Genomic DNA, 25,770 nt, shown 5'->3' on the forward strand with positions numbered 1-25,770 from the left:
GCCCCCCCTTTTTTTTGGGGGGGGGGCCCCCGGTCCGGGTGGCCTGCTAGCCTCTTCTGGCAATCGGCTCGCAGAAGCCGCCATCCAGGAGAGGATCCATGAGCAGGACGATCCGGCATCTGTGCATCATGCTCAAGAGCGGCGCGGCGGCGGTCGCACTGACCGCAGCAGGCGCCGCCCAGGCGGAACAGGCCGACCCCGATAGCGCCAAACCCGCCGCCGCCGCGCAGCCGGTGCCCGGCGACATCATCGTCACCGCGCAGCGCCGCGCGGAATCGATCAACAGCGTCGGCATGTCGATCCAGGCGCTACCCGCCGAGACCTTGCAGGAATTGCGCGTCAACAACGTCCGCGATCTCGCCGCGGTGGTGCCGAGCTTCACCGTCGCGCAAAGCTATCAAGGCGTTCCGACCTATACGTTGCGCGGGATCGGTTTCAACACGATCAACCTGTCGTCCACCTCCACCGTCGGCACCTATACCGATGAGGTCGCCTACGCCTATCCGATCATGAACACCGGCCCGATGATCGATATCGAGCGGGTCGAGGTGCTCAAGGGGCCGCAGGGGACGCTTTACGGGCGCAATACGACCGCCGGCCTGATCAACTTCGTCACCGGCAAGCCGAGCGAGGCGCCGTCGGGGGCGATGAGCATCGACGTCGGCAATTATCGCACGCTCAACGTCGGCGGCTATGTCACCGGGCCGATCGCGCAGGGGATACAGGCGCGGCTCGGCTATCGCGTGGACCTGAGCGATCAGGGCTGGCAGATCAGCAACAGCCGCGGCGACCGGCTCGGCAAGGTCAAGCGCTATGGCGTGCGCGGCTCGCTCGCCTTCCAGCCGGGGCCGTTCCAGATCGACCTTTCGGCGACCTATTGGGTCAACAAATCCGATACCGTCGCGGGACAGGGGATCGGCTTCACCCCCGCGACCACGCCGGGCAGCGGATCGACCGCCAGCCTGTTCAACGCGCCGGGGGTGGCGAGCTATATCGCCAATAATGTCCCCACCAGCGGCAGCCAGGCCGATTGGGATCCGACCGCCGCGCGCTCGGCCAATATCGGGCGCGGCGCGGGGCTGTCGGGGCCGCTCGCGGAAGACAATTGGTTCGTCGGGCTGAAGGGGCGCATCCAGCTCAACCTGTCCGATCATGCGCGCATCGTCTCGCTGACCGGCTATAACGAGTTCGATCGGCAGGCGACGTTCGACTGGTCGGGGGTGCCCTATGAAATCCTGATCCAGAATGCGGTGGGGCATATCAAGAGCTTCGCGCAGGAATTGCGCGTCGAGGGCGACGGCGCGGGGTATAACTGGCTGATCGGCGGCTATTATGCCAAGGATACGATCCTCGACAGCAACCGCACCTTGCTAGGGCAGAATGCCAATGTCGGGCTGGTGCGCGCCGGCACCGCGCAATTGCTCGCCTCGCCGTTCAACGTCTTCGGCTACACACTCACCGACGCCGCCACCGCCTTCCGCACCTATCGCGATGTCGGCAATATCGACACGCGGACATGGAGCATCTTCGCCAATGCCGATTATGCTTTCTCCGATCTGATCAAGCTGACCCTCGGCGGGCGCTATACTCGCGACAAACAGGATTACGCCGGCTGCTCGCGCGACTTCAACGGCAGCATGCTGCCCAACGTCAACCTCGCCAATCGCGCGCTGTTCTTCCAACTCTACGGCCAGCTCGCCGCGCCGATCAGCGCCAACCAGTGCAATACCTACAACCCCGCGACCAACAGCTTCGGGCTGGTCTCCTCAAGGATCGACGAGGACAATTTCGCGTGGCGCGCGGCGCTCGATATCACCCCGAGTTCGACGACCCTGCTCTACGCCTCGATCTCGCGCGGCTATAAATCGGGGACGACCCCGATCAACGCCGCCAATATCGCGCGGCAGAACGGGCCGGTGAAGCAGGAACAGCTCACCGCTTATGAAATCGGCGCGAAACTGGGGTTCCTCGAGCGCAAGGTACAGCTCAACCTCGCCGGTTTCTATTATGATTACAAAGACAAGCAGATCAGCACCTATTTCGCCGATCCGATCTACACCGCGCTCGCCCGGCTCGATAACGTGCCCAAATCGGAGGCCTATGGCGTCGAAGGCGAGCTGACGATCCGCCCGACCAACGCCTTCACGCTGATCGGCAACGCCCTGTGGCTCAAGACCAGGATCAAGGATTATATCGGCACCAACGCCGCCGGGCAGACGCAGAATTTCGCCGGCGCGCGCTTCATCTACAGCCCGGAACTGACGCTTTCGGGCACCGCCCTGATCGATCAGCCGGTCAGCGATCGGCTCAATGTCACCGCCAACGCCAATGTCCGCTATCAATCGCGTCAGACGACGGTGTTCGAGATCAACCCGCTCTACGACATCAAGGCCTATACCACGGTCAATGCCGGGATCGGGGTGAAAGCCAATGACGATAGCTGGGCGTTCAGCCTGTGGGCGCGCAACCTGTTCGACCAATATTATTGGACGGCGGTGGCGAGCAACGCCAATGTCGTGGTGCGTTTCCCCGGGCAGACGCGGACCTGGGGCGCCACCGCGGCCTTCCGGTTCTGAAGACGGTGATCGGGGAGCGGGATGTGCTTGATGATGATGCGGAGACCATGTCGCTCCCCACGACTTTCGGTGCAGCGCTCCGCCACCACGCGATCGAGCGCCCCGACGCGATCGCGCTGCGCTTCGCGGGGCGGGTGACCAGTTACGCCGACGTCGACGCGCATGCCGATCGGGTCGCCAATGCGCTGGTTGCGATGGAGCTGAAGAAGGGCGACCGGATCGCCTATCTCGGCAAGAACAGCGATCATTCGATCGAACTCGCGCTGGGCGCGGCACGCGCCGGCGTGGTGTTCGTGCCGATCATCTGGCGGCTCGCCGCGCCGGAGGTGGCGCATATCCTGGCCGACAGCCATGCGGCGGCGCTATTCGTCGAGCCCGCTTTCGCGGCGATCGGCGACGCGGCAGCGGCGCGCGGGCTGGCGGTCAGATCGATGGACGAGGCGAGTTACCGCGCGTTCCGCGATGCCGCTTCCGCGACGCCGCCGGCAGTGGTGGTGGACGAACACGATATCGTGCTCCAGCTCTACACCTCAGGCACCACCGGCCTGCCCAAAGGCGTGATGCTGAGCCACGCCAACGGCATCCGCCAGCGTGCCAATATGATCGCCGCCGGGATCGACTGGCTGCTCGCCGATCCCGGCGACACCACGATCATCGCGATGCCCTATGGCCATATCGGCGGTGTCGGGGTGGTGCTGGGGGCGATCAACAGCGGGCAGGAACTGATCGTCCACGCCGAATTCGATCCCGGCGCGGTGATCGACGCGGTGGCCGAGCATCGCGTGCGGCGGCTGTTCCTCGTCCCCGCCGCGATCGGGATCATGCTCCAGCATCCCAAGGCCGCCGACGCCGATTTCTCGTCGATCGAGACGCTGTCCTATGGCGCCAGCCCGATCCCGCTGCCGCTGCTTCAGCAGGCGCTGGCGCGGATCGGCTGCGGCTTTGTCCAGGTCTATGGCATGACCGAGACCTGGGGGGCGGTGGTCGCGCTGCCGCCCGAGGATCATCTTCCGGGGCGCGAGCATAAGATGACCGCGGCCGGCAAGGCGCTGCCCGGAGTCGAGCTCAGGATCATCGATGCCGCGGGCCACATGCTCCCGCCCCATACGATCGGCGAGGTCGCGATCCGCAGCCCCAACAACACCCCCGGTTATTGGAACAAGCCCGAGGAAACCGCCAGGACCCTGATCGGCGACGGCTGGTTGCGCACCGGCGATGCGGGCATGCTCGATGCGGAGGGCTATCTCTATATCCAGGATCGCATCAAGGACATGATCATCACCGGCGCGGAGAATGTCTATCCTGCCGAGGTGGAAAGCGCGATCTACGGCCATCCCGCGGTGGCGGATGTCGCGGTGATCGGGGTGCCTGACGCGAAATGGGGTGAGGCGGTCAAGGCGATCGTGGTCCTGAAACCCGGCGAACAGGCCGATGCGGACGCGATCATCGCGCACGCCCGCGCACGGATCGCAGGATTCAAATGCCCCAAATCGGTCGACTTCGTCGCCGCGCTGCCGCGCAATCCCGCCGGCAAGATTCTCCGCCGCGAGCTGCGCGCGCCCTTCTGGGCCGGGCACGATAGAAAGGTAGTTTGATATGACTTTCGCGCGCACCGACGAGCAACGGATGCTCGCCGACACGCTCGATGCGGCGCTGGCGCGCGGCGCAATCGACTGGGCCGGTGCGATCGAAGCGACTGGGCTCGACGCGCTCGGCGTGGCGGAGGCGGACGGCGGGCTCGGCACCGATCTGCGCGACGCCGCAGTCGTCGCCGCTGCGCTCGGCCGCGCCAATGCCGCGCTCCCCTGGGCCGAATATTGGGTCGCCAGGCGCGGCGACGCCAGCAATGCCGCGGCCGACGTCCTCGCGGTGCTGCATTGCGCCGAAATGGTCGGGCTGTGCCGCACGATGCTGCGCGACGCCGCCTTGTTCGCCAAGGAACGCCACCAGTTCGGCGTCGCGATCGCCAGCTTTCAGGCGCTGCGCCACCGCATGGCCGATATGGCGATGGCGCTCGAACAGGCCGAAGTGATCACCGGCGCGGCGATCGATGCGCTGACCCTTGGCGGCGAGGACGCTGCGCGCACGGTGAGCGCCGCCCGCGTGATATGCGACGATGCAGCGCGCGTCGTCGGCGAGGGCGCGGTGCAGATTCACGGCGCGATGGGGCTGACCGCGGAGCTGCGCGTCGGCGGCTATTTCCGCCGCGCCTGCGCCTTGATGCAGGGCGACGGCGGCGCTCGCGCGCATCTCGCGCGCTACGCCGCCTGATCGACCACGACGCGCGCGATCAGATCGCGCTGGATCTCGTTCGACCCGGCATAGATGCTCCCCGCGCGATTGTTGAGATAGCGCGGCATCGCCACCGCAATCGCATCGGGGGCATCGTCGAGCGCGCCGTCCCACAACGCCGCCATCTCCAGCGCGAGATGATCGAGCCGCTGCGACGTCTCGGTGCCGAGCACCTTGAGCATCGAGGGGCGCGTCGCGTCCGACGGGCCGCTTCCCTCCAGCGCCGCGATCTCGATCGCGCGCAACGCATCGATCGCGATCGCCTCGCGCGCCAGCCGCTCGCGGTTGCCGTCATGCGCCAGCCAGCCGGTCTGCTCCGCCGCCGCGCGGATCGACGCGAGATGTGCGGCGAGGCTCGGCGCATAGCGCCCGCCGCGTTCGAAGGTCAGCAGATGCTTGGCGACCGTCCAGCCGTCATTCTCCGCCCCCAGCCGCCCGGCGACCGGCACGCGCACGTCGTCGAAAAACACCTGATTGAACTCATGCTCGCCCGCGAGCGTCGGGATCGGCGCGACGGTGATCCCGGGTGTCGCCATATCGAGCAGCAGAAAGGTGATCCCGGATTGCGGGCGCCCCTCGGCGCTGGTGCGGACGAGGCAGAACATGCGGTTGGCGAATTGCGCGTGGGTCGTCCAGATCTTGGAGCCGTTGAGCACATAATCGTCGCCGTCGCGCGTCGCGCGCATGCGCAGCGCCGCGAGATCCGATCCCGCCCCCGGCTCCGAATAGCCCTGGCACCAAACATCCTCGCCTGAGAGAATGCGCGGCAAGAGCGCAGCTTTCTGCGCCGCGCTACCATAATGCATGATCACCGGGGCGACCATCTTCAGCCCCTGCGGCGCGAGCGACGGGGCGTGGGCGCGGGCGCATTCCTCGGCGAAGATATAGCGCCGGATGCCGTCCCAGCCGGGGCCGCCATAATCGACCGGCCAATCGGGCGCGGCCCAGCCCCGCGCATGGAGGATGCGTTGCCACGCCAGCGAGATATCGGGGTGGATGAACACGCTGGTCGCGCGCCGCGCGGCGCGCGCGAGATCGGCGGGCAGATTGTCGCGCAGGAAATCGCGCACCTCATCACGGAAGGCGCGCGTTTCGGGGGTCAACAGATGATCCATTGACGCATCATGCGTGGAACGCGCGCGCTGTCCACCTGACACAGGCGTCAGGGGTTACACATGCCGCCCTAGAAACCCCATTGCCGTCGCAAGCTGGATCAACCGCGCACGCGTCGCCGCGCCGAGCTTTTCGGCGGCATTGCGCAAATGGAAGCGTACGGTCGACACCGACAGCGACAGGATCGCGGCAATCTCCGCATTGGTCTTGCCCGCTGCCGCCCAGCGCACGCATTGCGCCTCGCGTGGGGAAAGCGTCGCGGGGGTCAGCCGGCGGCGCCGCGTCGCCAATTCGCTATGCGCGGCGAGGAATTGCAGCGCGGTGGTGAACATCTCCGCGGCATGCGCCGCGAATATTGCGGGTATGTCGATCGGCGCGGTCGTCACCCATACCACCGCCCCCACCTGCCCCCCGGCGAGATGCGCCGGGGCGATGATCGCGCCGGTATAGCCGAATTCCTCGGTGACGCGCGAACAGTCGATCGCGTCGAGGCTGTGCGTCGGGCGCCACGAGCCGAGCCGTCCCTCGGCAAACCAGATCGGCTCGGCAAACACCCGCGCGGCGAGCAGGAAGCTCGACCGCAGCGCCAGCGCGCGATCGCGCCAATAAGCCGCCCCGGCGTCGACCCACGGCAGCGATTCGGCATAAGCGTGGCCGTTGCCGTCGGTCATCGGTTTGGGATCGCCGAGATCGCTCTGCACCGCGACGTAGGGCAGCCCCGCACGCCGGCCAGCCGCCGCGACCGCCGCCGCCAGGCGATCGACCGCCTCCCACGATAATTCCGGCATCGAGCCCTGATTCATGCTGGCGCCCTCTCGGGCACCGCCTTGGACGGAAAGAAGCTGTGTCGCAATGGAGGCGCGTTGTCGAAGGCTGCTTCTGGTCCGGCACAATTGCCAAAGGGGCATTGCCCGATGCGGTTCCGGCGGTCAGCCAGTTCCTCCGCCGCTTGTGGAGAAGGAACTGGCCACTCATACTCAGGCCGCCGTGCCGCCGTCTATGTTGAGCGTCGTCCCGGTGATGTAACTGGCGTCCGGTCCGGCCAGGAATGCGACCGCGCCCGCGATTTCCTCGACCTTCCCGTAGCGGCCGAGCGGGATAAACGACATCATCTGTTGCGCGAAGTCGCCGTCGGCCGGGTTCATGTCGGTATCGATCGGCCCCGGCTGTACCGCGTTGACCAGGATGTTGCGCGCCGCGAGGTCCTTCGCCCAGCCACGCGCGAGCGCCGCGACCGCCGCCTTGGTCGCGCTGTAGACCGCCGTCGCCGGAAAGGCGAGTTCGCCGGAGACGCTGCCGATCAGGATGATACGCCCGCCATCGCGGAGGTGAGGCAAGGCCGCGCGCGTGCCGACATGCACTCCCTTCACATTGACCGCGAACTGGCGATCATAGACCTCGTCGGTATCCTGCTCCACAGCCGAGAATTCGGCGACCCCGGCATTGTGGACCAGCACGTCGATGCCGCCCAGTGCCGCCGCTGCCCGCTCGACGCCGGCGCGTTGCGAAGCGGGATCCGCGGCATCGGCCTGGAAGGCGAACGCGGTGCCGCCCGCAGCTTCGATCGCAGCGACTGTGGCATCGGCTGCCGCCTTGTTGCCGGCATAGGTGATCGCGACCGCGGCACCGTCCGCGGCCAGCCGCTTGGCGATCGCCGCGCCGATCCCGCGCGATCCACCGGTGACGAGCGCCTTCTTGCCCAGAAGTGACATGCAAATACTCCAAAAATGGCCCGCGATCACGCCATCGTGCGCTGTCGGCAGCCGGGGATATGGAGCCGCGGTCTAACAGTTCAATATTCCCGAACTATTAAATCAACTCGCTCTTCCTATATCTGTCTCATGCCTCGCTTCACCCATCCCCGGCTGGACGACGTTCCGCTCGATCTGGCGCTTCATGCTCTGGCTGATCCCAACCGACTGGGCATGATCGCGAGGCTGGCGGCAACGCAACAATTGAGCTGCACGGGCGCCGCGCCGTGCGATTCGATTCCCAAGAGTACGCTGTCCAACCATCTCAAACTGCTGCGCGCCGCCGGGCTGATAGAGACGAAGCAGGCAGGGCGCGAGATGATCAACACGTTGCGCCGTGCCGAATTTGACCAGCGTTTTCCGGGGCTTCTCGATGCCGTTCTCGCCAACAATCTTTACTGACGTCCGGCGGCAGCTTTCGAGATTGGATATGCCCCTGATTACGACGTTCTCAAGCCATGTCGCCGTCAGCAGGCGATGGGCGGCCCATTGTGGCTGATATCGAGATGGAGTGGTCCCCCGCTGAATGACCGGTTCCGGCGTGAGCAGACATTCGCGTCTCGACGAGGGAAGACCTGTGCGCGTTTTCTGGACGAGCGACGCCAGCGAAGGGGAATACTTCGAATCGCGAAAGTGCCGTGACCCCCAAATCTCGTCGGATGAGCGTGGATTGGGGAGGACCGCACTGGACGGGTCATGCCCAATTTTACTAGGAAATCAGCCGTTTTTCTAGGCTGCTTCGGACGCTTTTGGATGGGAAACTGGAGCGGGTGAAGGGAATCGAACCCTCGTCGTAAGCTTGGGAAGCTTCTGCTCTACCATTGAGCTACACCCGCGTTCCGAGCGGCCGCCTGCCACAGGGCGGGCGGCTCGGTCAACAGCGCACATGCATTTCGTCGTTAAAACATCTTGCGCAGCGACAGGCTGATCGTTCGCCCATAAGGGTCGAGATACCCCGGCTGATAGGCGAGCGGCGTCGCGCCGGTAGCATCGGTGACGCGTTGGCGGCTGTTGAAGATATTGTCGAGCGCCAGCGTCAGCCGCAGCCCGCGCGCCCAGCTTTCGTGGGGCAGCCGCTGCGCGATATTGGCGAACAGCCGGAGGTTGAAGGTCGCCAGCGACGAGAAATGCAGGTCGCCCACCGCTGGTGTGGCCGAGGTGCGGGTCGTCGCCGCGGCGCGCCAATTGCCGGTCAGCCGCAGCCCGATGCCGTTGTCGGTCACCCCAGCGTTGAACTGCACCTGATGCCGCGGCTGGGTGATCGCGCCGATCGTGTCGCCGGCGAGCAGGTCGAGCGGCTGGGTGCCGTCGCGCAGCAACAAGGTGTCGCGGATCGACCAGGTGTGCCAGATCGACAGCTGCAGCCGCGCCTCGTTGCCGCCGGCGTTGCGGCCGAAGCCGCCGCCGCGCCGGCCGCCGCCGAAGCCGCCGCCTCCGAAGCCACCGCCGCGGCCGAAGCCGCCGCCGTCACCCGGCGGGCCGCCCGCGCCGCCCGGGGGCGGTAGCGGCATCATGCCGTCGGCGGGGGGAGGGGGCGGGCCGTTGTCGATGTCCGGTGCCGGCCGCTGGCCGGTGACCGTAACGTCACCCGGCGGCGGGGGCGGAGGCATCGTGCCGTCGCTTTCGGACCGGACGACGCGATCGCCGCCTTCGTTGCCGCCACCCGCGCCGCGTCCTTCGCCGCGCCCCTCGCCGCGGTTGCGCCACGGATAGCCGCCGGGCGGCATCGGCGGGCGGGTCGCTGCGCGCAGCACCTTCGAAAAGACGATGCCCCAGCGGAACTGCTCGCGATCCTCGCGCGCGAAGTTGATTGGGCGCGCGTCGACGCTTTCCAGCATGCCGTCGGGATCGCGCACGAAGCGGTCGGGGAAGGCGTTCTGCGCGAACAGGCTGGCGCCGGTCAGGCTGCCGATCGGGTTGTTGACCCGGCTGCTGAGATAATTGGCGTTGATCGTCAGATCGAGCTTCGATGCCGGCTTGAGCGAGAAGCCGAGCTTGAACACATGCCGGTCGTCCGCCTTCAGATCGGGGTTGCCCCCGGTGATCTGGGTCACCTGCACCGTCTGCCCGGTGACATAATCGAAGATGCGGACATTGGGCACGGTGAGCAGCGGCCCGCGCAATTGCGTCAGCGTCGGCGCGACGCGATCCTCGTTGACCGAGGCGATCAGCGTGATCCCGGTGCGCGGGGTCCAGTTGAGGCCATAGCCGAATGTCGCCAGCGTGCCGTAATCGGAAAGCTGGTTGACCGCGCCGTTGACATTGGCGGTCAAGGTGCCGAGCGCGCCGAGGAAGCCGGCCTTCTTGCTCGCGATCGGGATGTCGAAGCTGAGCTGGGCATTGCCGGTCGAGCGCGCGATCGCGGTCGACAGGGTCGCGCCGCCGAGACGATCGGTGGTCGAGCTCAACTGGCTCGCGTTGCCGCCGATGCTGATAGAGGTGCGCAATTTGCCCGCCGGCAGCGAGAATAGCGGCCCGCTGGCGAGCAGCGAGGCGCCGGCGGTATTGGTGATCGCGATCGCATGCTGCCCGCGCACCCCGGCGGTCTGGAAGCGATCGTTGTCGCTGCGCGTGTCGCTATGATCATAGGTGCCGGTGAAGGAGAGCTTCCAGGTCGGCGAGAGATCGGCGTTGAGCGTCACCCCGGCATGGCCGGTGAAGGTGTCGCTATCCTGCCGCAGCGCGACGATCGCGTCGGGATCGTCGGAGACGGGGGCGCCGCCGATCAGCCCGCGGCTCGTCTGATAGCCCGCGGTGCCGTTGAGCGAGGCGGTGATCTTCGGCGAGATCTGATAGGCATAGGTCCCGTTGACCGAATAATTGCGGGTCGACGGGCTCAGCGTGCGATAGGCGGGGTCGCCCGCATCGGGATTGCGCGAGGTCGCGTCGGCGGGGTCGCGGACGATGCCGCGCTGATCCTCGAGCAGCGCCGCGCTCGCCTTGGCACGCGCGGTAATGTTGAGGCGCTGGGCGTTGTGGATGCGGGTGTAGCCGATAACGCCGTTGGCATTGCCCCCGCCGCCCTCGGTCGCCGCACCGCCGCCGGCCTCCACGGTGCGCGCGAGGAAGCGCCGGCGCAGGATGATGTTCACCACCTTTTGCGACGCGCTATAGCCGTATTTGAGCGCGACCTCCTCGGGGAGAATATCGACGCGCAGGATCGCCTCGGTCGGCAGGTCGCCAACCTCGTTGATCCCCGAAATGCGCTTGCCGTTGACCAGCACCACCGGGCCGCTGTTGTCGCGGCCCTGGATGCTGGTGGTCTGATCGGCGATCTCCGCCAGCAGATCGCTGACCGAGCTGACGCCATAGGCCTGGATCTGCGCCGGGGTCAGGCGGTTTTCGGGGGGGATGTCGCCGACCACCGAACCCGGCAGCGCCTGGCCGGTGACGACGATATCCTCGGGCTCCGCCGCCTCGGCCGGCGGGGCGGTCTTCGCCGGCGCGGCCGCCTCCTGCGCGGCGGCGGGCAGGGCGAGCCCCCCGAGCACCAGCGCGAGCGAGGATTGGAGCATCAGCCGCGATCGAAGTGTGTGAATCGACATGGTTCCCGGAAAATGTCGTGGTGGAGATGAACTGAAGATGGTCGGTGCGTTAATGCGCCGGTTGCGGGGCGCGATCGTCGTCCTCGACGTCCGGCGGCACCGGCCGGCGGAACGGATGGTCGCCCGGCGGACGGCCCCTGTCGCCGCCGATGCCTCCGCGCGCGCGGGTATCGACGGCGGGCAATTCGCCCGGGGTGATGACGCCGTCGCCGTTGCGATCGAGCAGCATGAAGCGCTGATCGGCGGCGGCGAGGAATTCGCTGGTATCGACCCCGCGGTTCAGATTGGTGTCTGCGGCGGTCACCGGCTCGGGCAGCCCGATATAGCTCCAGCGCGCCGCGCCCTGCGCCTGCGGATAGGCGGGGCGACCGGCGGGTTCCGATCCGCCGCCTCCGCCCGGGCCACCGCCGCCGAAACCGCCGCCGCCGCCGCGGCGCCCACCGCCGCCGCCACGACCACCGCCCCGGCCGCCGCCATGCCCGCTCGACGATGCAGCAGGCCGCCCGCCGCCTGCGTCGCGGACGCGGATCTCGGGCGCGATGCGGTTCTCGTAAATGTCGATCTCGTCGGGATCGATCTCGCCGTCGTTGTTGCGATCGAGGACATGGAAGAAGCGCAGCGCATCGGCGCGGAATTCGGCGCGGTCGAGCCGCCCGTCGTGGTTGGTGTCGGCACCGGCGAACCACGCCTTGTCGGGATGCTCGACCCGGAACGGCTCGCCCATCGGGCTGAAGAACAGATAATGCGGCTGATCGTCGCCGCCTTCCGCGTGATGCGCTTGCCAACCGTGCTGGCGCGGCGGCGGGCGATCGGTGGCGCAGGCCGCGAGCAGCATCGTCACGGAGAGGAGCGAAAAGCGACGCACATGAGTTCCCGATGAAATTTGCGCGCACCTCATGGCCGACGATCGTCTCGAAGATATTACAGCATTGAGATGATTGTCGGCGCGCCGAAATGTGTGGTCTTGAGCCGGGGGCGAACTGGAGGCAAAGGCAGGGGCAAGAGGTTCCAGCCGTAAAGCCCGAGGCACAAAGGACCCCGGCTCAAGGCCGGGGTGACGGTGTATATGCGGCGACGCGACCGAACGTCGACCGAATCTGGGGAACGCCCTTGCCGACCGCTTACGACCTGATCCGCCCCGCTATCTTCTGCCTCGATCCGGAGCGCGCGCACCGCCTGTCGGTGGCGGCGCTCAAGGCGATGCCGCGCCGGGCCGCACCGAAGGCGGATGCGGCGCTCGCGATCACGGTGGCGGGGCTCGATTTCCCCAATCCGCTCGGGATCGCCGCGGGGTTCGACAAGGATGCCGAGGTGCCCGATGCGCTGCTCGCGCTCGGCTTCGGCTTTGCCGAGGTGGGGACGATCACTCCGCTGCCGCAGCCTGGCAACCCGCGCCCGCGGCTGTTCCGCCTGGCCGAGGATCGCGCGGTGATCAACCGCTTCGGCTTCAACAGCCAGGGCGGCGAAGCGGCGGCGCGACGGCTCGCTGCGCGCGCCGGGCGGGGCGGCATCGTCGGGGTCAATATCGGCGCAAACAAGGAGGCGGTCGATCGCATTGCCGATTATGTCACGATGGCGCGGCTGATGGCGCCGCACGCCAGCTATCTGACGCTCAATATCTCCAGCCCCAATACCCCGGGGCTGCGCGCGTTGCAGGACGTGGGGGCGCTCCACGAATTGCTCGATCGCGTCGGCGCGGCGGTGGCAGGCGCGGTGCCGGTGTTCCTCAAGGTCGCGCCCGATCTCCAGCCCGAGGACGTCGACGCGATCGCGCGCGCCGCGATCGACCGGCGGCTGGGCGCGCTGATGGTCAGCAACACCACGATCGGCCGCCCGCCGCTGCGCTCGGCGCACGCCGCGGAGACCGGCGGACTCTCCGGCGAGCCGCTGCGCGCGCTGGCGCTCACCCGGCTGCGCGATTTCCGCAAGGCGACTGGCGGGGAAATCCCGCTGGTCGGGATCGGCGGGATCGCCAGCGCCGACCACGCTTGGGACAGCATCCGCGCCGGTGCGAGTCTGGTCCAGCTTTACAGTGCAATGGTTTATGAAGGGCCGGGGATCGCGCGACGCATCGTGCGCGGGCTCGAGGAGAAGGTGCGCGCCGCGGGATTAGGGTCGATCGCCGAGGCAGTGGGGAGCGAATAAGGAGACGAGCGGATGAGGAACAGGATCATCGCGGCGGGGCTGGGGATTGCGATCGCGACGAGCGCGTCGGCGCAGTCGAGCGTCAAGACCGCCGATTACAGCTTTACCTATAGCTACCCCGCCGAGGCGGCGGCGATCCCGTCGCTGCGCGCGTGGCTGGAGGCGGACCGCGCCAAGCAGCGTACGGCGTTGGCGCGCGACGCCGCCGAGGCACGGCAGGAGGCGCGCAAGGGCAGTTTCCCGTTCCGCGCCTATGAGCTGCAGAAGACATGGAAGCTGGTGACCAACACGCCGCGCTTCCTGAGCCTGTCGGGCAATGTCTACAGCTATACCGGCGGCGCGCACGGCAATCCGGGATCGTTCGGGCTGGTGTGGGACAAGGCCGCCAAGCGCCGGGTGGAGCCCAAGGCGGTGTTCGTTTCCGACGCCGCACTGCAGGCGGCAGTCGGGCAGGCGTTCTGCGACCGGCTCAACGCGATCCGTACCCAGCGCCGCGGCGAAGCGCCGGGGCATGACGGGCCGTTCGATGCCTGCCCCAAGATCGGCGAACTGACCGTGCTGCTCGGCTCGTCGAACCGCAACCGGATCAACCGCGTCGGGCTGATCGCCGATCCTTATGTCGCCGGGCCTTATGCCGAGGGCGAATATGAGGTGACGCTGCCGGTCACCGCTGCGGTGCTCCGCGCGGTGAAGCCCGCTTATCGCACCGCGTTCGACGTCGCGCGCTGACGATGACGCAGCGGGCGACCCGGCGGCAGTGGCTGTTCGCCTTCGTGCCGCTGGTCGTCGCGTGCGCCGCGTCGCTGGCCTATTGGCCCGGCCTCGTCACCTGGGATTCGATCCGGCAATATGATCAGGCGCTGAGCGGCGATTTCGACGACTGGCACCCGCCGGCGATGGAATGGATCTGGCGGCAGTTGCTCCCGCTCGCGGACAGCCCGGCGCCGATGTTGATCCTCCAGCTGTTGCTCTACGCCACCGGGTTCAAATTGCTGATCCTCACCGCCTTGCGCGCGCGGCGCAGCGGGCGGGCGGTGGCGATCGGGTGCGTCGCGCTCCTGCCGCTGGCGATCGCGCTGATGGCGACGATCATCAAAGACAGTCTGATGACCGGCGCGTTGCTCGCGGCGGTCGGGCTATGCGCCTTCGCGGACCGGTCCGCGCGCGGGAAGGGAGCGCTGCGTGCGGCCGCGCTGGCGTTGCTGGTGTTCGCCTCGATGCTGCGGTTCAACGCGGTCTTCGCCACCCTGCCGCTCGCTTTGTGGACCTTGCCCGAAAGCTGGCGCGCGCAGCCGAAACGGATGATCGTGGCGGGGGTCGCCGCGCTGGCGCTGCTCGCCGCGGCGATGCCGGTCGCCAACCGCCTGCTTGCCGCCAAGCCGAGCGGGGTCGAGCTGTCGCTGATCATCTTCGATCTCGGCGGGATCACTTATCACGCCGGGGAGAACCGCTTTCCGCCGGTCGGGGTGAGGGATGCGGTCGCGATCAACCGGCATTGCTACAATCCGGTGAAGTGGGACAGCTACGCCTGGTGGGTCGATCAGCCGTGCCCGATCGACTTCGATCATGTCCGCCGCGCCTTTGCCGCGGGGCATATCGAGCCGCATCTGTTCTGGCTGCGCGCGATCCTCGCGCACCCGATCGCTTATGCCCAGCACCGGCTGGCGCATTGGAACGTCGAGACGCGCTTCCTGACGCTCGATTCGGTCGACCGCCCGGTGCAGGTCGAGGCGCCGCCCAACGACTGGGGCTTTGCGATCACGCCGAATGTGGTGGTGCGTGCGGTCGATCGGCTGGCGCGGTGGCAAGGGGAGATGCCGCTCGGCTGGCCGTGTGTGTGGATCGCGGCGATGATCGGGCTGCTCTGGGCGGCGATGCGCGCGCCGATCGGCTTCCCGACGCAGATGCTGGCGTGGTCGGCGCTGCTCTACGCGCTCGGCTATGCCCCGCTCGGGGTGGCGGCGGAGCTGCGTTACTATCTGTGGACGATGATCGGCGGGGCGCTCGCGCTGGTGCTCGCGGTGAGCGGCTGGCGGGCGGCCGGCGCGCGGGTGCCGCTGGGGCGACTGGCGGTGCCGCCGGTGGCGATCGCGGTGATCGCGATCGGGTGGCGGCTGAGCCACTGAGGAGGAGTGCCCAAGATGCGGAGGGGCCGACGCGGGAGTGAATCCCGCGTCGTCGGACGGGTTCGCTGCGCGACCCGCCGGCCGGCCTTGGCGGTCTCGCGCATAGCAAGGCTATGCGCGTGCCGCCTGCGGCTTACTTGCTGCGCTCGACCTGCTCGAAATCGAGCTCGACCGGGGTGGCGCGGCCGAAGATCGACACCGACACCTTGACCTTCGACTTGTCGAAATCGAGCTCCTCGACCGTGCCGTTGAAGCTCGCGAACGGGCCGTCGAGCACCTTGACCGAATCGCCGATCTCGTAATCGACCTTCACCTGATGCTTCGGCGCGGCGGCGGCTTCCTCCTTCGAGTTGAGCATCCGCGCGGCTTCGGCGTCGCTGATCGCCTGCGGCTTGCCCGACGAGCCGAGGAAGCCGGTGACGCGCGGCGTGTTCTTGACGAGGTGATAGACGTCGTCGTTCATGCTGAGCTTGGCCAGCACATAGCCGGGCATGAACTTGCGCTCGACCGACACCTTCTTGCCGCGCCGCGCCTCGGTCACCGTCTCGGTCGGCACCTCGATCTGCTCGACGAGCGCCGAGAGGCCGAGCCGCTCCGCCTCGGTCAAAATGGTATCGCGGACCTTGCCCTCGAAACCGGAATAAGCGTGGATGATGTACCAGCGCGCCATTTGCGTGAAACCCTTGTCCGTTATTTCGCGAGGGCAAGCAGGCCCTTCACGATCTGATCAAAGACCGTGTCGATGCCGAGGAAGAACAGCGCCAGAATCGTCGTCATGATCAGAACCATCACGGCGGTCATCACCGTCTGGCGGCGACCCGGCCAGGTGACCTTGCGCGCCTCTGTCTGAACCTGACGGATGAATTCGATCGGGGACGTCTTCGCCACTTTTACGTGCCTTCGCAAACGAGCCGAGCGAGGCATAGGTCCGCCACCGCTTCCCTGTCATCAGGGAAACGGTGAAGCCCGTCCTCGCTGTCGGATGGGTCGCGGAGATAGCGTCGCCGTCACGGGAAGGCAAGAGGTGGCGGCGGGCGGGACAGAGCGCTTGCTTCGCGCGACGCTAGCCCGCATCGTCGCGGCCGATGGCAACCGTCACCACGCAATCCCACGCTTACCCCCCGATGCTGCTCGACGCCGCGATCGCGCTGCACGACGGGCAGCTCCACATCGCCGAGCCGTTGCTCAAGGGCTATCTCAAGCAGGATCCGTTCGACGCGCGCGCGATCCGCATGCTGGCGGAGCTGGCCGGGCGGATCGGGCGCAACCAGGACGCGGAGAATCTGCTGCGCCGCGCGCTCGAACTGGCCCCCGCCTTCACTGCGGCGCGTGCCAATCTCGCGCTCGTCCTCTATCGCCAGAACCGCGCGCCCGAGGCGCTGGTCGAGCTCGACGAATTGCTCGCGACCGAGCCCGATCATATCGGCCATGCCAATCTCAAGGCCGCCGCGCTCGGCCGGCTCGGCGGGTTCGACGCGGCGATCGCGCTCTACGAACGCGTCCTCGCCGCCGCCCCGGATCAGCCGCGGGTGTGGATGAGCTACGGCCATATGCTCAAGACGGTCGGGCGGCAGACCGACGGGGTCGACGCCTATCGCCGCGCGATCGCGGCCGAGCCGACGTTGGGCGAGGCGTGGTGGAGCCTCGCCAACCTCAAGACCGTGCGCTTTACCGATGCCGATCTCACGGCGATGGCGGCGGCACGAGCGGGCACCGATCTGGTCGAGGACGATGCGCTTCACCTCGATTTCGCGCTGGGCAAGGCTTATGAGGACCGCGGCGACGCCGACATCGCCTTTGCGCATTATGCCGCCGGTAATGCGATGCGGCGCGCGCAGCTCGGCTACGATCCGCAATTGCTGACCGATATGGTCGACGCGATGATCGCGGTGGCGACCCCCGATTTCTTCGCCGCGCGCGCGGGCTGGGGATGCCGGGCGCCCGATGCGATCTTCATCCTCGGGATGCCGCGTGCGGGGTCGACGCTGATCGAGCAGATCCTCTCCAGCCACAGCCAGGTGGAGGGGACGACCGAGCTTCCCGACCTGCCCGCGATGGTGCGGCGCGTATCGGGCTATCCCGCGGGGCTGGCTGCGCTCACCGCCGAGGACGCGGCGGGGCTGGGCGAGGAATATCTGCGTCGCGCGGCGGTGCAGCGGCGCAGCGGACGGCCGTTCTTCATCGACAAATTGCCCAATAACTGGCTGCATGTCGCGCTGATCCGGCTGATCCTGCCCCATGCGCGGATCATCGACGCGCGGCGCGATCCGCGCGCCTGCTGCTTCTCCAATTTCAAGCAGCATTTCGCGCGTGGGCAGGCGTTCAGCTACGGGCTCGACGATATGGGGCGCTATTACCGCGATTATGTGCGGCTGATGGCGCATCTCGATCATGTGCTGCCGGGGCAGGTGATACGCGTGATCCACGAGGAGCTGGTCGACGCGCCCGAGGCCGGGATTCGCGCGTTGCTCGACCGGCTCGATCTGCCGTTCGAGCCTGCCTGCCTGTCGTTCCACGAGACGGAGCGCGCGGTGCGCACGGCGAGCTCCGAACAGGTGCGCAAGCCGATCTTCCGCGGCGGCGATGCCGCATGGCGGCCGTTCGCGCCCCACCTCGGCCCGCTGGAGGCGGCGCTGGGCGACGTGGTCGACCATTATCCGCTGGCGCCGCGCTTCGGGTGAATTAGCTCAAGCCGGGCATGACGATTAGATGAGCTGATTGCTTCGTTGCAAAACTGTCACGGTCGGCGCGGTTCGCGCGATTGTCGGTGCGCGGCGATTGACCTGAGCCGCGCCGCATCACAGTCTTGCCGTTCCACAATAAAACAGTCTCCGGGGGGAGCGTGATGACAAGTTTCGAACGCCGCGTGCTGGTCTCGCTTTTTGCTTCGGTCGCATTTGCCGGCCCCGCCTTTGCGCAGACCGCGCCCGCCGAGAGCAATGCGCCCAGCCGCCCCGCGGCCAGCGACGCGATGAGCGACATCATCGTCACCGCGCAGAAGCGCGACGAGAATATCCAGACGGTGCCGATCTCGATGCAGGCGCTGTCGACGCGCAAGCTCGATCAGCTCAACATCTCGAATTTCAACGAATATACCCAGCTCCTCCCGTCGGTGGCGTTCCAGACGTCGCAGCCGGGCGTGACGACCGTCTATATGCGCGGCGTCGCCTCGGGCGGTGACGGCAACCACTCGGGCTCGCTGCCCTCGGTCGGTAGCTATCTCGACGAACAGCCGGTGACGACGATCGGCGGCACGCTCGACATCCATATCTATGACGTCGCGCGGATCGAGAGCCTGTCCGGCCCGCAGGGCACCCTCTACGGCGCGTCGAGCGAGGCGGGGACGATCCGCATCATCACCAACAAGCCCGACACCTCGGGTTTCTACGGCCGCGTCGACGGCGAGCTCAACACCGTCAACAAGGGCGGCGTCGGCGGCAAGATCGAGGGGATGATCAACGCACCCTTCTCGCCGAACGTCGCGCTGCGCGTGGTCGGCTTCTACCAGAAGGATGCTGGCTATATCGATAACGTTGCGGGCACCCGCACCTTCTGTGGCACGCCGATCAAGGATCCGAACGATCCCACCGTTACCATTGGCTGTCTCAAGGACGGGATCACTCTCAACAACAAGGCGCTGGTAAAGAAGGACTATAACGACACCGAAACCTGGGGCGGCCGCGCCGCGCTCAAGGTCGATCTCGACGACAATTGGACGGTGACGCCGACGGTGCTCTACCAGGAGCAGCGCAGCCACGGCAGCTACGGCTTCGATCCGCGGGTCGGCGACCTCCAGGTCCAGCATTTCCTGCCCGAATATCGTCGCGATCGCTTCATCCAGGGCGCGCTGACGATCGAGGGCAAGGTCGGCAATTGGGATCTGACCTATGCCGGCGCCTATCTCGATCGCCGCGATACGCAGTCGAGCGACTATACCGATTATGCCGAGGCCTATGACAACCTCTATCAGAAGCAGGGAGGTCTCGCCGGCTATTTCTATTATCGCGATGCCGCCGGCAACACGATCAATCCGCAGCAGCGGGTGGTGGGCACCGATCATTTCAAGAAGATGAGCCAGGAAATCCGCGTCGCCTCGCCGAGCACCGAGCGGTTCCGCATCGTCGCTGGCGCTTTCTACCAGCGCCAGTCGAACCTCATCCACCAGGATTATCGCATCGCCGGGCTCGCGCCCGAGTTGTCGGTCAATGGGCTGCCTGGCACCTTGTGGCTTACCCAGCAGCATCGCGTCGACAAGGATTATGCGATGTTCGGCGAGGCGAGCTTCGACATCCTGCCGAAGCTGACGCTCACCGCCGGCGCGCGTGCGTTCATCTACGATAACTCGCTGATCGGCTTCTTCGGCTTCGGCCGCAATCCGGGGGTGGGCGACGACGGCATTCCTTATACGGCGACGCCGTATAACGCCGCGGGCAGCTCGCGGACGGGCGTCGCCGCCTGCTACCTCACCAACGGGCAGACGCTGCGGCAAATGGTGAACAACGGCCAGAATCCGGCGCCGTTCTTCCCGGCCACCGTCGCCGGCGGGCCGTGCACCAATCTTGCCGTCGTTTCGGGCAACGGGTTGCTGCCGAAGCGGACGCAAGGGCAGGGCGTCACCTACAAGTTCAATGCGACGTGGAAGCCGACCGATCAGCTGATGCTTTACGCCACCTGGTCGCGCGGCTTCCGTCCGGGCGGGATCAACCGCCGCGCCGATGTCAGCAATTACGCGCCCGATTATCTCACCAATTACGAAGTGGGCTGGAAGACGACGCTGCTCAATGGCATGCTCCGCTTCAACGGCGCGGTCTATCAGCAGAATTGGGACAGCTTCCAATTCGCCTTCCTCGGCGTGAACAGTTTCACGATCATCCAGAACGGCCCGAATGCGCGCATCCGCGGCGTCGAGATGGATGCCAATGTCAACACCGGCCCGCTCGCGCTGACCGTGGCCGGCTCCTATACCGATGCCAAGACGCGGCAGAATCTCTGCCTCGGTGCCGATCCCACCTTCACCTGCACCGGTCTGCTCGATAGCGGTCAGCCGAACTTGGTGTCGGCGGCTGCCGGCACGCGGCTGCCGATCACGCCGCAGTTCAAGATCACCGGCACGGCGCGTTATACGGTGCCGCTCGGCGCATCGGCGAAGGGCTATATCCAGGCGCTGGTTTCGCACCAGAGCTCCGCGGCGTCGGATATCCGGTCGGCGGTTTATGCGCCGGGCACCGGCGACATCATCAACCCGGCGGCACAGCTCGGGCGGCTGCGTGCATATACCACCGGCAATCTCGCGGTCGGGGCGGAAATCGGCAGCAATTATACGCTGGAGGTCTTCGCGCAGAATCTGTGGGATGAACGCGGCGAAATCTCGCGCTTCCAGGCCTGCGGCACGTGCGGCGACCGGCCGTATATCGTGCCGATCCAGCCGCGCACGATCGGTATCCGCGCCGGCGCGAAATTCTGATGGGAGGGGCAACCCGGCGCCTCCGCGCGCCGGGTTGAACGGAAAGGACGGGGCTTCGGCTCCGTCCTTTTTTCTTGTGCGTCAGCCCGGCATCTCGACACAGGCCGTCATCCCAGCTTTCGCCGGGATGACGGCCTGGGCGGTTGTCTTGACGGTTTATTCTGGGAAAAAGTGGCAGGGGAGCTCGGATTCGAACCGAGGGCCTTCGGTTTTGGAGACCGACGCTCTAACCAGCTGAGCTACACCCCTACGCGGAAAGCGCCCCCTAACGCGCCGCGTCGCATCGGGCAATAGGGCAGTCGCGATTTACGCCGCCGCCGATGCGTCCGGGCGGCGCGCGCGGCGGATCAGCGCGCGGGCTTCCTCCACCGGCAGCGGGCGGCCGAAATAGAGTCCCTGGATCTTGCTGCACCCCAGTTCGCGGATCAGGTTGAGCTCGGCTTCGGTCTCGACCCCTTCGGCCGTCGTCGAGATGCCGAGGCTGCCCGCCAGCGCGACCACCGCGCGGATGATCGCCAGCGCCTCGGGCATCCCGCGCGAGGCGCCCTGCACGAAGGTCTGGTCGATCTTGATCGAGGAGAAACGCGTGCGGCTGAGATAGCCGAGCGCCGAATAGCCGGTGCCGAAATCGTCGAGGCTGAGGTGCACGCCGAGCCCGATGACCTGTTCCAGCACGGTCACCGCGCTGCTGCCCTCGCGTACGAAGGCGTTTTCGGTCACTTCCAGCTCCAGCCGGTGCGGCGGCAGCCCGGCATTGGCGAGCGCCTGCGCGACGACGGTGACGAAATTCGGATTGTGCAGCTGATCGGGTGAGACATTGACCGCGATCCGCGCATCGCTCGGCCAGGAGGCCGCCTCGGCGCAGGCGGTGCGCAGGACCCATTCGCCGATCGGCTCGATCAGCCGCGCGGCTTCCGCCAGCGGGATGAATTTCGCCGGGGGGATGTTGCCGAATTGCGGGTTCTGCCAGCGCAGCAGCGCCTCGAACCCGGTCAGGCGGCCCGAGCCGGCCTCGACCACCGGCTGATAATGCAGCGACAGCTCGTTGCGATCGAGCGCCTGGCGCAGCGCGATCTCGAGCACGCGGCGCTCCTCCGCGTCGACATGGAGCTGCGGCTCGTAGCAGCGGAAGACACCGCCGCCGGCATCCTTGGCGCGATAGAGCGCGAGGTCGGCCGAGCGGATCAGGTTTTCGGCGCTCTGTCCGTCGCGCGGCGAGGTCGCCACCCCGATCGACGCGCCGATCCACAGGACATGCTGATCGATCTCATAGGGCGCGGACAAAGCGTCGATGATCGACTGCGCCAGCTTTTCGACGCGCGCCATATCGGCGGCGTCGCGCACCACCACCGCAAATTCGTCGCCGCCGAGCCGGCCCACCGCCTCATTGCCGGTGACGAGCTGTCCCAGCCGCTCCGACACGCGTCGCAACAGCCGGTCGCCGATCGGGTGGCCGAGCGTGTCGTTGACCGCCTTGAAGCGATCGAGATCAATCATCATGAACGCCGATCGCGAATCCCATTGCTCCGCCTCGGCCAGTGCTTCGCCGAGCATCTCGTGGATCATCAGGCGGTTGGACAGGCCGGTCAGCGGATCGAAGCGCGCCATGCGGTTGATCTTCTCGGCAGTGACTCGTTCCGCCGTCACATCCGAGGCGACGCCGCGGAAGCCGAGGAAATTGCCGTGATCGTCGTTGCGCGGGGTGGCGGAAATCTCCCACCAGCGCTCCTGGCCGTGGACGAACACCGGCATGACGAGATCGCGGAAGCTTTCGCGGCGCTTGAGCTTGTCGGCGAGTTGTCGCAGCCCGGGCGAAAAATTGCCCGCCTCCCACATCGGGCCGGCGAGCAGCTTGAGCAGCGGCGTCCCCTCGACCTCGGCCGGCTGAAGTTCGAGCGCGAGCGCGAAGCGCACCGAGGCGCGGATCACACGGCGCTGCGCATCGGTTTCCCACAGCCAGTCGGCGCGATTGTCTTCGCTCTCGCCGAGCAACAGGCTGACCGTCTCGTCACGCTCGGTGAGCGTCAGCTCGGACCCGCGCAGCAGCACGAGCGCGCGGGCGCGCGAGACGCAGCCGACGATAAGGATCGCGGCGAACAACAGGGTGCCGGCTGCCGCGACGAAGAGGTGCGTTACGATCAGCTCGGCCGCCACCATCAGCGCGATCCCGCCGATGAAAGCGACCGCGGCGGGCACCAGCGGGGCGAGCGCGACCGCAGCGGCCGACATCAGCACCGACAGCACCATCCACAAGGCGAGCGCGGTGCCGGAATCGACGTAACGGTCGAACACCATCACCGGGACGCCCCATACCGCCGCCAGCGCGGCGCCTTCGAACACGGTGTTGCGCAGATCGGCGATGCCGGCCAGCGCGCCGGGGACGGCGCTGGTGCGCAACCGCCTGACCGCGATCGCGGTGCCGACGCCGGCGGCGACGAGCCCCCATAGGCCGAGCCACGACAAGGGCAGATGCGGCGCGAACAGCATCGCGACGATCGCCGCGCCGACCAGATTGGCGGCCAGCATGAACATCGCCATCTGCCGGCCGGCAAGCAGCTTGGCGCCCCGGATCCGCGCCCAGGCGGCGGGGTTCTCCCCTTCGGACAAGCCCAGCAGCGGCCCAAGCGGGATGGCCGGGTGACGAACGGTCGGTGGCTCGGCGATGTTCACCGGCCCGATATAGGGGAACTGTGTTGACCAAAGGTTTCCCGACGCAACGCGTTCCGGTGCTGGCCGCGATCGCGGCAAGGGATAGCGTGCTCGCCCCGACGTGTGGGGAAATTCCGTTCCGGATTAACCGTTTATGGGAGTGCGGGGATCAATTGTTTGCAAATTGAATGGGCGTTCCTTTGGCATGAATTGATATAATTTTGTCATGTCCTGCCGGCGTGTTTTGTTATAATTAGTTAATATCAGAAGAATTATTGTTTATTTATAATGATTTGTACTTCTGGATCGTAGTACCGAACGGGGGTCTGCATTGTGACGGCTCGGTAAGTGGCGTTGTATCTGAAGCATCACCAATGTGACCATTCCACCGGGAAGTTTTCCGTGGGTCGCTGTCATCGGTCCTGCAAGATCAACGAAGATTCGTTCTGCGGGACACGCTCGGACAGAGAGGTGATGCCATGATTGCGAAACGTAACGGCGTTCTTGCCATATCCTTGCTCGTCATCGCATTGCCGGCCGCCGCGGGGCCGGTCACCGTAAGGGCGCGCGCCGATCAGGTGCGTACGATGCGGGTCAGTTATGCCGATCTCAACATCAACAGCGACGCGGGGCTGCGCCAATTGATGCAACGCGTCAAAGGGGCCGCCGAATGGGTGTGCGATGTTTCGACCTATATGCATGTCCCGCTCGACGAGCAGATGGCGGGCCGGACCTGCTATGATGCGTCGCTCGCACGCGCCCGCTCGGATATCAGCGCGATCCAGCAGCGTGCCCAGAACGGCCTGTCCGCGCGCGGCGAGATCGAAGTCGCGCAGCGTTGAATCCGCCTCGACAGCAGCGCGGCGACATGTGATCCATGTCGTCGCGCCTGTCTGCGATTGCGTGCGCGGTCGCCGGCGGATCGGTTTGCGTAAGCGTAATCTGTCATCTGCGCCATAACAGAGGCGGGTCGGCTGCGTCGGGTGACGCGTGTCATGTGCCATTTCGCGGTTGGAGGGCGCGACATGAACGCTGGCCTGCGGAGGATTTTCATCCTCGTCTTCGGCGATCCGGAGTTGCTGGATATCGCCGGCCCCGACAAGGTTTTCCCGAGCGCGGCGGACGGGCTGGTGCAATTGGGGGCGGCCGACGAGCCGCTCTACAGCGTCGATCTGTTCTCTCCCGACGGCGGGCTGGTCCGCACCCGTCAGGACATCCGCGTCGACACGATGCCGATCCACGATCTGGCGCCCGGCGAATGCGATACGCTCATCGCCGTCGGCGGGCGCGAGGCGGCCGGTCGCGATCCCCGCGCGATCGACTGGCTGCGGCGCAATCATCCGCGCGTGCGGCGGATATCGGCGATCAGCGTCGGCGCCTTCGCGCTGGCGGAGGCGAGGCTGCTGGACGGCCGCCGCGCGACGACGCATTGGAGGGAATGCGCGACGCTTCAGGCGGATTATCCCGCGATCAGCGTCGATCCCAAGGCGGCCTTCGTGGAGGATCGCGGGATATGGACATCGGCCGGGATGACCGCCGGAATCGATATGGCGCTGGCGATGGTCGCGCGGGATCACGGTCGCGAACTCGCGCTGCTGGTCGCACGCGATCTTGCGGCTTTCCCGCACCGGGCGGAGGAACCGGTCGGGAATCCGGCCGAGGGGCCGATCGCGGTGTTGCTGCGGTGGATCGTTGAGCACCCCGGCGACGATCTCCGGGCGGAGCGGCTGGCCGAGCGCGCGCATATGAGCCTGCGCAATTTCTATCGCGCATTCGAGAATGCGACGGGCGATTCACCCGCCGAGTGGGTCGAGGCGCTGCGGGTGGAGATTGCCAAGCGGCTGCTCCAGCGCACCTCGCGGCGGGTCGAGCAGATTGCCTGGGAGGCGGGGTTCGCGAGCTATCAGCGGATGCGTCGCGCATTTGTCCGCCGCGTCGGCATCGCCCCCGGCGACTATCGCGCGCGCTTCTCGCCGCCGCATCTGCATGTGGCGGAAATCGATCCGGGGCGTTTTGCCGATACGCTGGCGGCGGAGAATGGCGCGAGCGAGGTCACGCCGATCGCCGGGCGCTTGCGCGCGAAATGCGCCGGCTGACGGTGATGCCTGC

The 25,770-nt window shown here is 66.8% G+C and carries 19 protein-coding genes and 2 tRNA genes; 11 read left to right on the forward strand and 10 right to left on the reverse strand.

The features are described from left to right. The first annotated feature begins 98 nt into the window (after positions 1 to 98). The 3 genes from NED98_RS21305 to NED98_RS21315 are packed head-to-tail and all read left to right on the forward strand — an operon-like array spanning position 99 to position 4,847. Positions 99 to 2,576 carry a TonB-dependent receptor gene (locus NED98_RS21305; protein ID WP_265314400.1) on the forward strand — a complete coding sequence of 826 codons (2,478 nt, stop codon included), beginning with the start codon at positions 99 to 101 and terminating at the stop codon, positions 2,574 to 2,576. Positions 2,577 to 2,599: 23 nt separating this feature from the next. Beyond that, positions 2,600 to 4,171: a long-chain-fatty-acid--CoA ligase gene (locus NED98_RS21310; RefSeq protein ID WP_349293283.1), complete on the forward strand. Its 1,572-nt coding sequence runs from the start codon at positions 2,600 to 2,602 to the stop codon at positions 4,169 to 4,171. Between the two features lies 1 nt (position 4,172). Then, complete coding sequence (locus tag NED98_RS21315) at positions 4,173 to 4,847, forward strand: acyl-CoA dehydrogenase family protein (protein ID WP_265314401.1); 675 nt, start codon at positions 4,173 to 4,175, stop codon at positions 4,845 to 4,847. Here NED98_RS21315 and NED98_RS21320 read toward each other — a convergent pair. The 3 genes from NED98_RS21320 to NED98_RS21330 form a co-directional block, all read right to left on the reverse strand. Then, positions 4,835 to 5,983, reverse strand: coding sequence for an acyl-CoA dehydrogenase family protein (locus NED98_RS21320; RefSeq protein ID WP_265314403.1), 1,149 nt, complete (start codon positions 5,981 to 5,983; stop codon positions 4,835 to 4,837). The genes NED98_RS21315 and NED98_RS21320 overlap by 13 nt on opposite strands. A 54-nt stretch (positions 5,984 to 6,037) precedes the next feature. Further along, on the reverse strand, positions 6,038 to 6,784 hold the full coding sequence (locus NED98_RS21325; protein ID WP_265314404.1) for a helix-turn-helix transcriptional regulator: 747 nt from the start codon (positions 6,782 to 6,784) through the stop codon (positions 6,038 to 6,040). Between the two features lie 174 nt (positions 6,785 to 6,958). Then, positions 6,959 to 7,693 (reverse strand): SDR family oxidoreductase, encoded by a 735-nt coding sequence (locus NED98_RS21330; protein ID WP_265314405.1) that lies wholly within the window; start codon positions 7,691 to 7,693, stop codon positions 6,959 to 6,961. Positions 7,694 to 7,822: 129 nt separating this feature from the next. On the opposite strand from NED98_RS21330, the gene NED98_RS21335 reads away from it, so the two are divergent. After that, positions 7,823 to 8,134 carry an ArsR/SmtB family transcription factor gene (locus NED98_RS21335; protein ID WP_265314407.1) on the forward strand — a complete coding sequence of 104 codons (312 nt, stop codon included), beginning with the start codon at positions 7,823 to 7,825 and terminating at the stop codon, positions 8,132 to 8,134. A gap of 360 nt (positions 8,135 to 8,494) precedes the next feature. Here the strand turns inward: NED98_RS21335 and NED98_RS21340 are convergent. From NED98_RS21340 to NED98_RS21350, 3 genes are all read right to left on the reverse strand, one after another. Continuing rightward, positions 8,495 to 8,568, reverse strand: a tRNA-Gly gene (locus tag NED98_RS21340). 63 nt (positions 8,569 to 8,631) lie between these two features. Further along, on the reverse strand, positions 8,632 to 11,247 hold the full coding sequence (locus tag NED98_RS21345; RefSeq protein ID WP_265314408.1) for a TonB-dependent receptor: 2,616 nt from the start codon (positions 11,245 to 11,247) through the stop codon (positions 8,632 to 8,634). Between the two features lie 79 nt (positions 11,248 to 11,326). Then, a complete protein-coding gene (locus NED98_RS21350) occupies positions 11,327 to 12,142 on the reverse strand; it encodes an EF-hand domain-containing protein (protein ID WP_265314410.1) in 816 nt (271 codons plus the stop codon). 245 nt (positions 12,143 to 12,387) lie between these two features. On the opposite strand from NED98_RS21350, the gene NED98_RS21355 reads away from it, so the two are divergent. From NED98_RS21355 to NED98_RS21365, 3 genes are read left to right on the forward strand one after another with little or no spacing between them, the layout of a single operon-like run. Further along, positions 12,388 to 13,422: a quinone-dependent dihydroorotate dehydrogenase gene (locus NED98_RS21355; protein WP_265314411.1), complete on the forward strand. Its 1,035-nt coding sequence runs from the start codon at positions 12,388 to 12,390 to the stop codon at positions 13,420 to 13,422. Positions 13,423 to 13,434: 12 nt separating this feature from the next. Next, positions 13,435 to 14,151, forward strand: a complete 717-nt coding sequence (locus NED98_RS21360; RefSeq protein WP_265314413.1) for a DUF4163 domain-containing protein — start codon at positions 13,435 to 13,437, stop codon at positions 14,149 to 14,151. Between the two features lie 2 nt (positions 14,152 to 14,153). Beyond that, entirely contained in the window at positions 14,154 to 15,548 is a 1,395-nt protein-coding gene (locus NED98_RS21365) for a hypothetical protein (RefSeq protein WP_265314414.1), read from the forward strand. A 133-nt stretch (positions 15,549 to 15,681) separates the two neighbouring features. Here the strand turns inward: NED98_RS21365 and nusG are convergent, their stop codons facing one another. Continuing rightward, entirely contained in the window at positions 15,682 to 16,218 is a 537-nt protein-coding gene (gene nusG / locus NED98_RS21370) for a transcription termination/antitermination protein NusG (protein ID WP_179510755.1), read from the reverse strand. Positions 16,219 to 16,238: 20 nt separating this feature from the next. After that, positions 16,239 to 16,436: a preprotein translocase subunit SecE gene (gene secE, locus NED98_RS21375; RefSeq protein WP_179510756.1), complete on the reverse strand. Its 198-nt coding sequence runs from the start codon at positions 16,434 to 16,436 to the stop codon at positions 16,239 to 16,241. Between the two features lie 197 nt (positions 16,437 to 16,633). Here secE and NED98_RS21380 point away from each other — a divergent pair, with 197 nt between their 5' ends. Next, positions 16,634 to 18,229: a tetratricopeptide repeat-containing sulfotransferase family protein gene (locus tag NED98_RS21380; RefSeq protein ID WP_265314415.1), complete on the forward strand. Its 1,596-nt coding sequence runs from the start codon at positions 16,634 to 16,636 to the stop codon at positions 18,227 to 18,229. A gap of 164 nt (positions 18,230 to 18,393) precedes the next feature. Next, positions 18,394 to 21,012 (forward strand): TonB-dependent receptor, encoded by a 2,619-nt coding sequence (locus tag NED98_RS21385; RefSeq protein ID WP_265314416.1) that lies wholly within the window; start codon positions 18,394 to 18,396, stop codon positions 21,010 to 21,012. 172 nt (positions 21,013 to 21,184) lie between these two features. On the opposite strand, the gene NED98_RS21390 is transcribed toward NED98_RS21385, so the two are convergent. Continuing rightward, a tRNA-Trp gene (locus NED98_RS21390) sits at positions 21,185 to 21,261 on the reverse strand. Between the two features lie 57 nt (positions 21,262 to 21,318). Further along, on the reverse strand, positions 21,319 to 23,682 hold the full coding sequence (locus tag NED98_RS21395) for a putative bifunctional diguanylate cyclase/phosphodiesterase (protein ID WP_265314417.1): 2,364 nt from the start codon (positions 23,680 to 23,682) through the stop codon (positions 21,319 to 21,321). Between the two features lie 458 nt (positions 23,683 to 24,140). Between NED98_RS21395 and NED98_RS21400 the strand changes: the two genes are divergently transcribed. Both NED98_RS21400 and NED98_RS21405 read left to right on the forward strand, forming a co-directional pair. Beyond that, entirely contained in the window at positions 24,141 to 24,503 is a 363-nt protein-coding gene (locus NED98_RS21400; RefSeq protein WP_179510759.1) for a UrcA family protein, read from the forward strand. Positions 24,504 to 24,686: 183 nt separating this feature from the next. Further along, complete coding sequence (locus NED98_RS21405; protein WP_265314419.1) at positions 24,687 to 25,757, forward strand: GlxA family transcriptional regulator; 1,071 nt, start codon at positions 24,687 to 24,689, stop codon at positions 25,755 to 25,757. Positions 25,758 to 25,770: the final 13 nt, after the last annotated feature.

This window comes from Sphingomonas lycopersici (assembly GCF_026130605.1).
In the GTDB taxonomy this organism is placed as follows: domain Bacteria; phylum Pseudomonadota; class Alphaproteobacteria; order Sphingomonadales; family Sphingomonadaceae; genus Sphingomonas; species Sphingomonas lycopersici.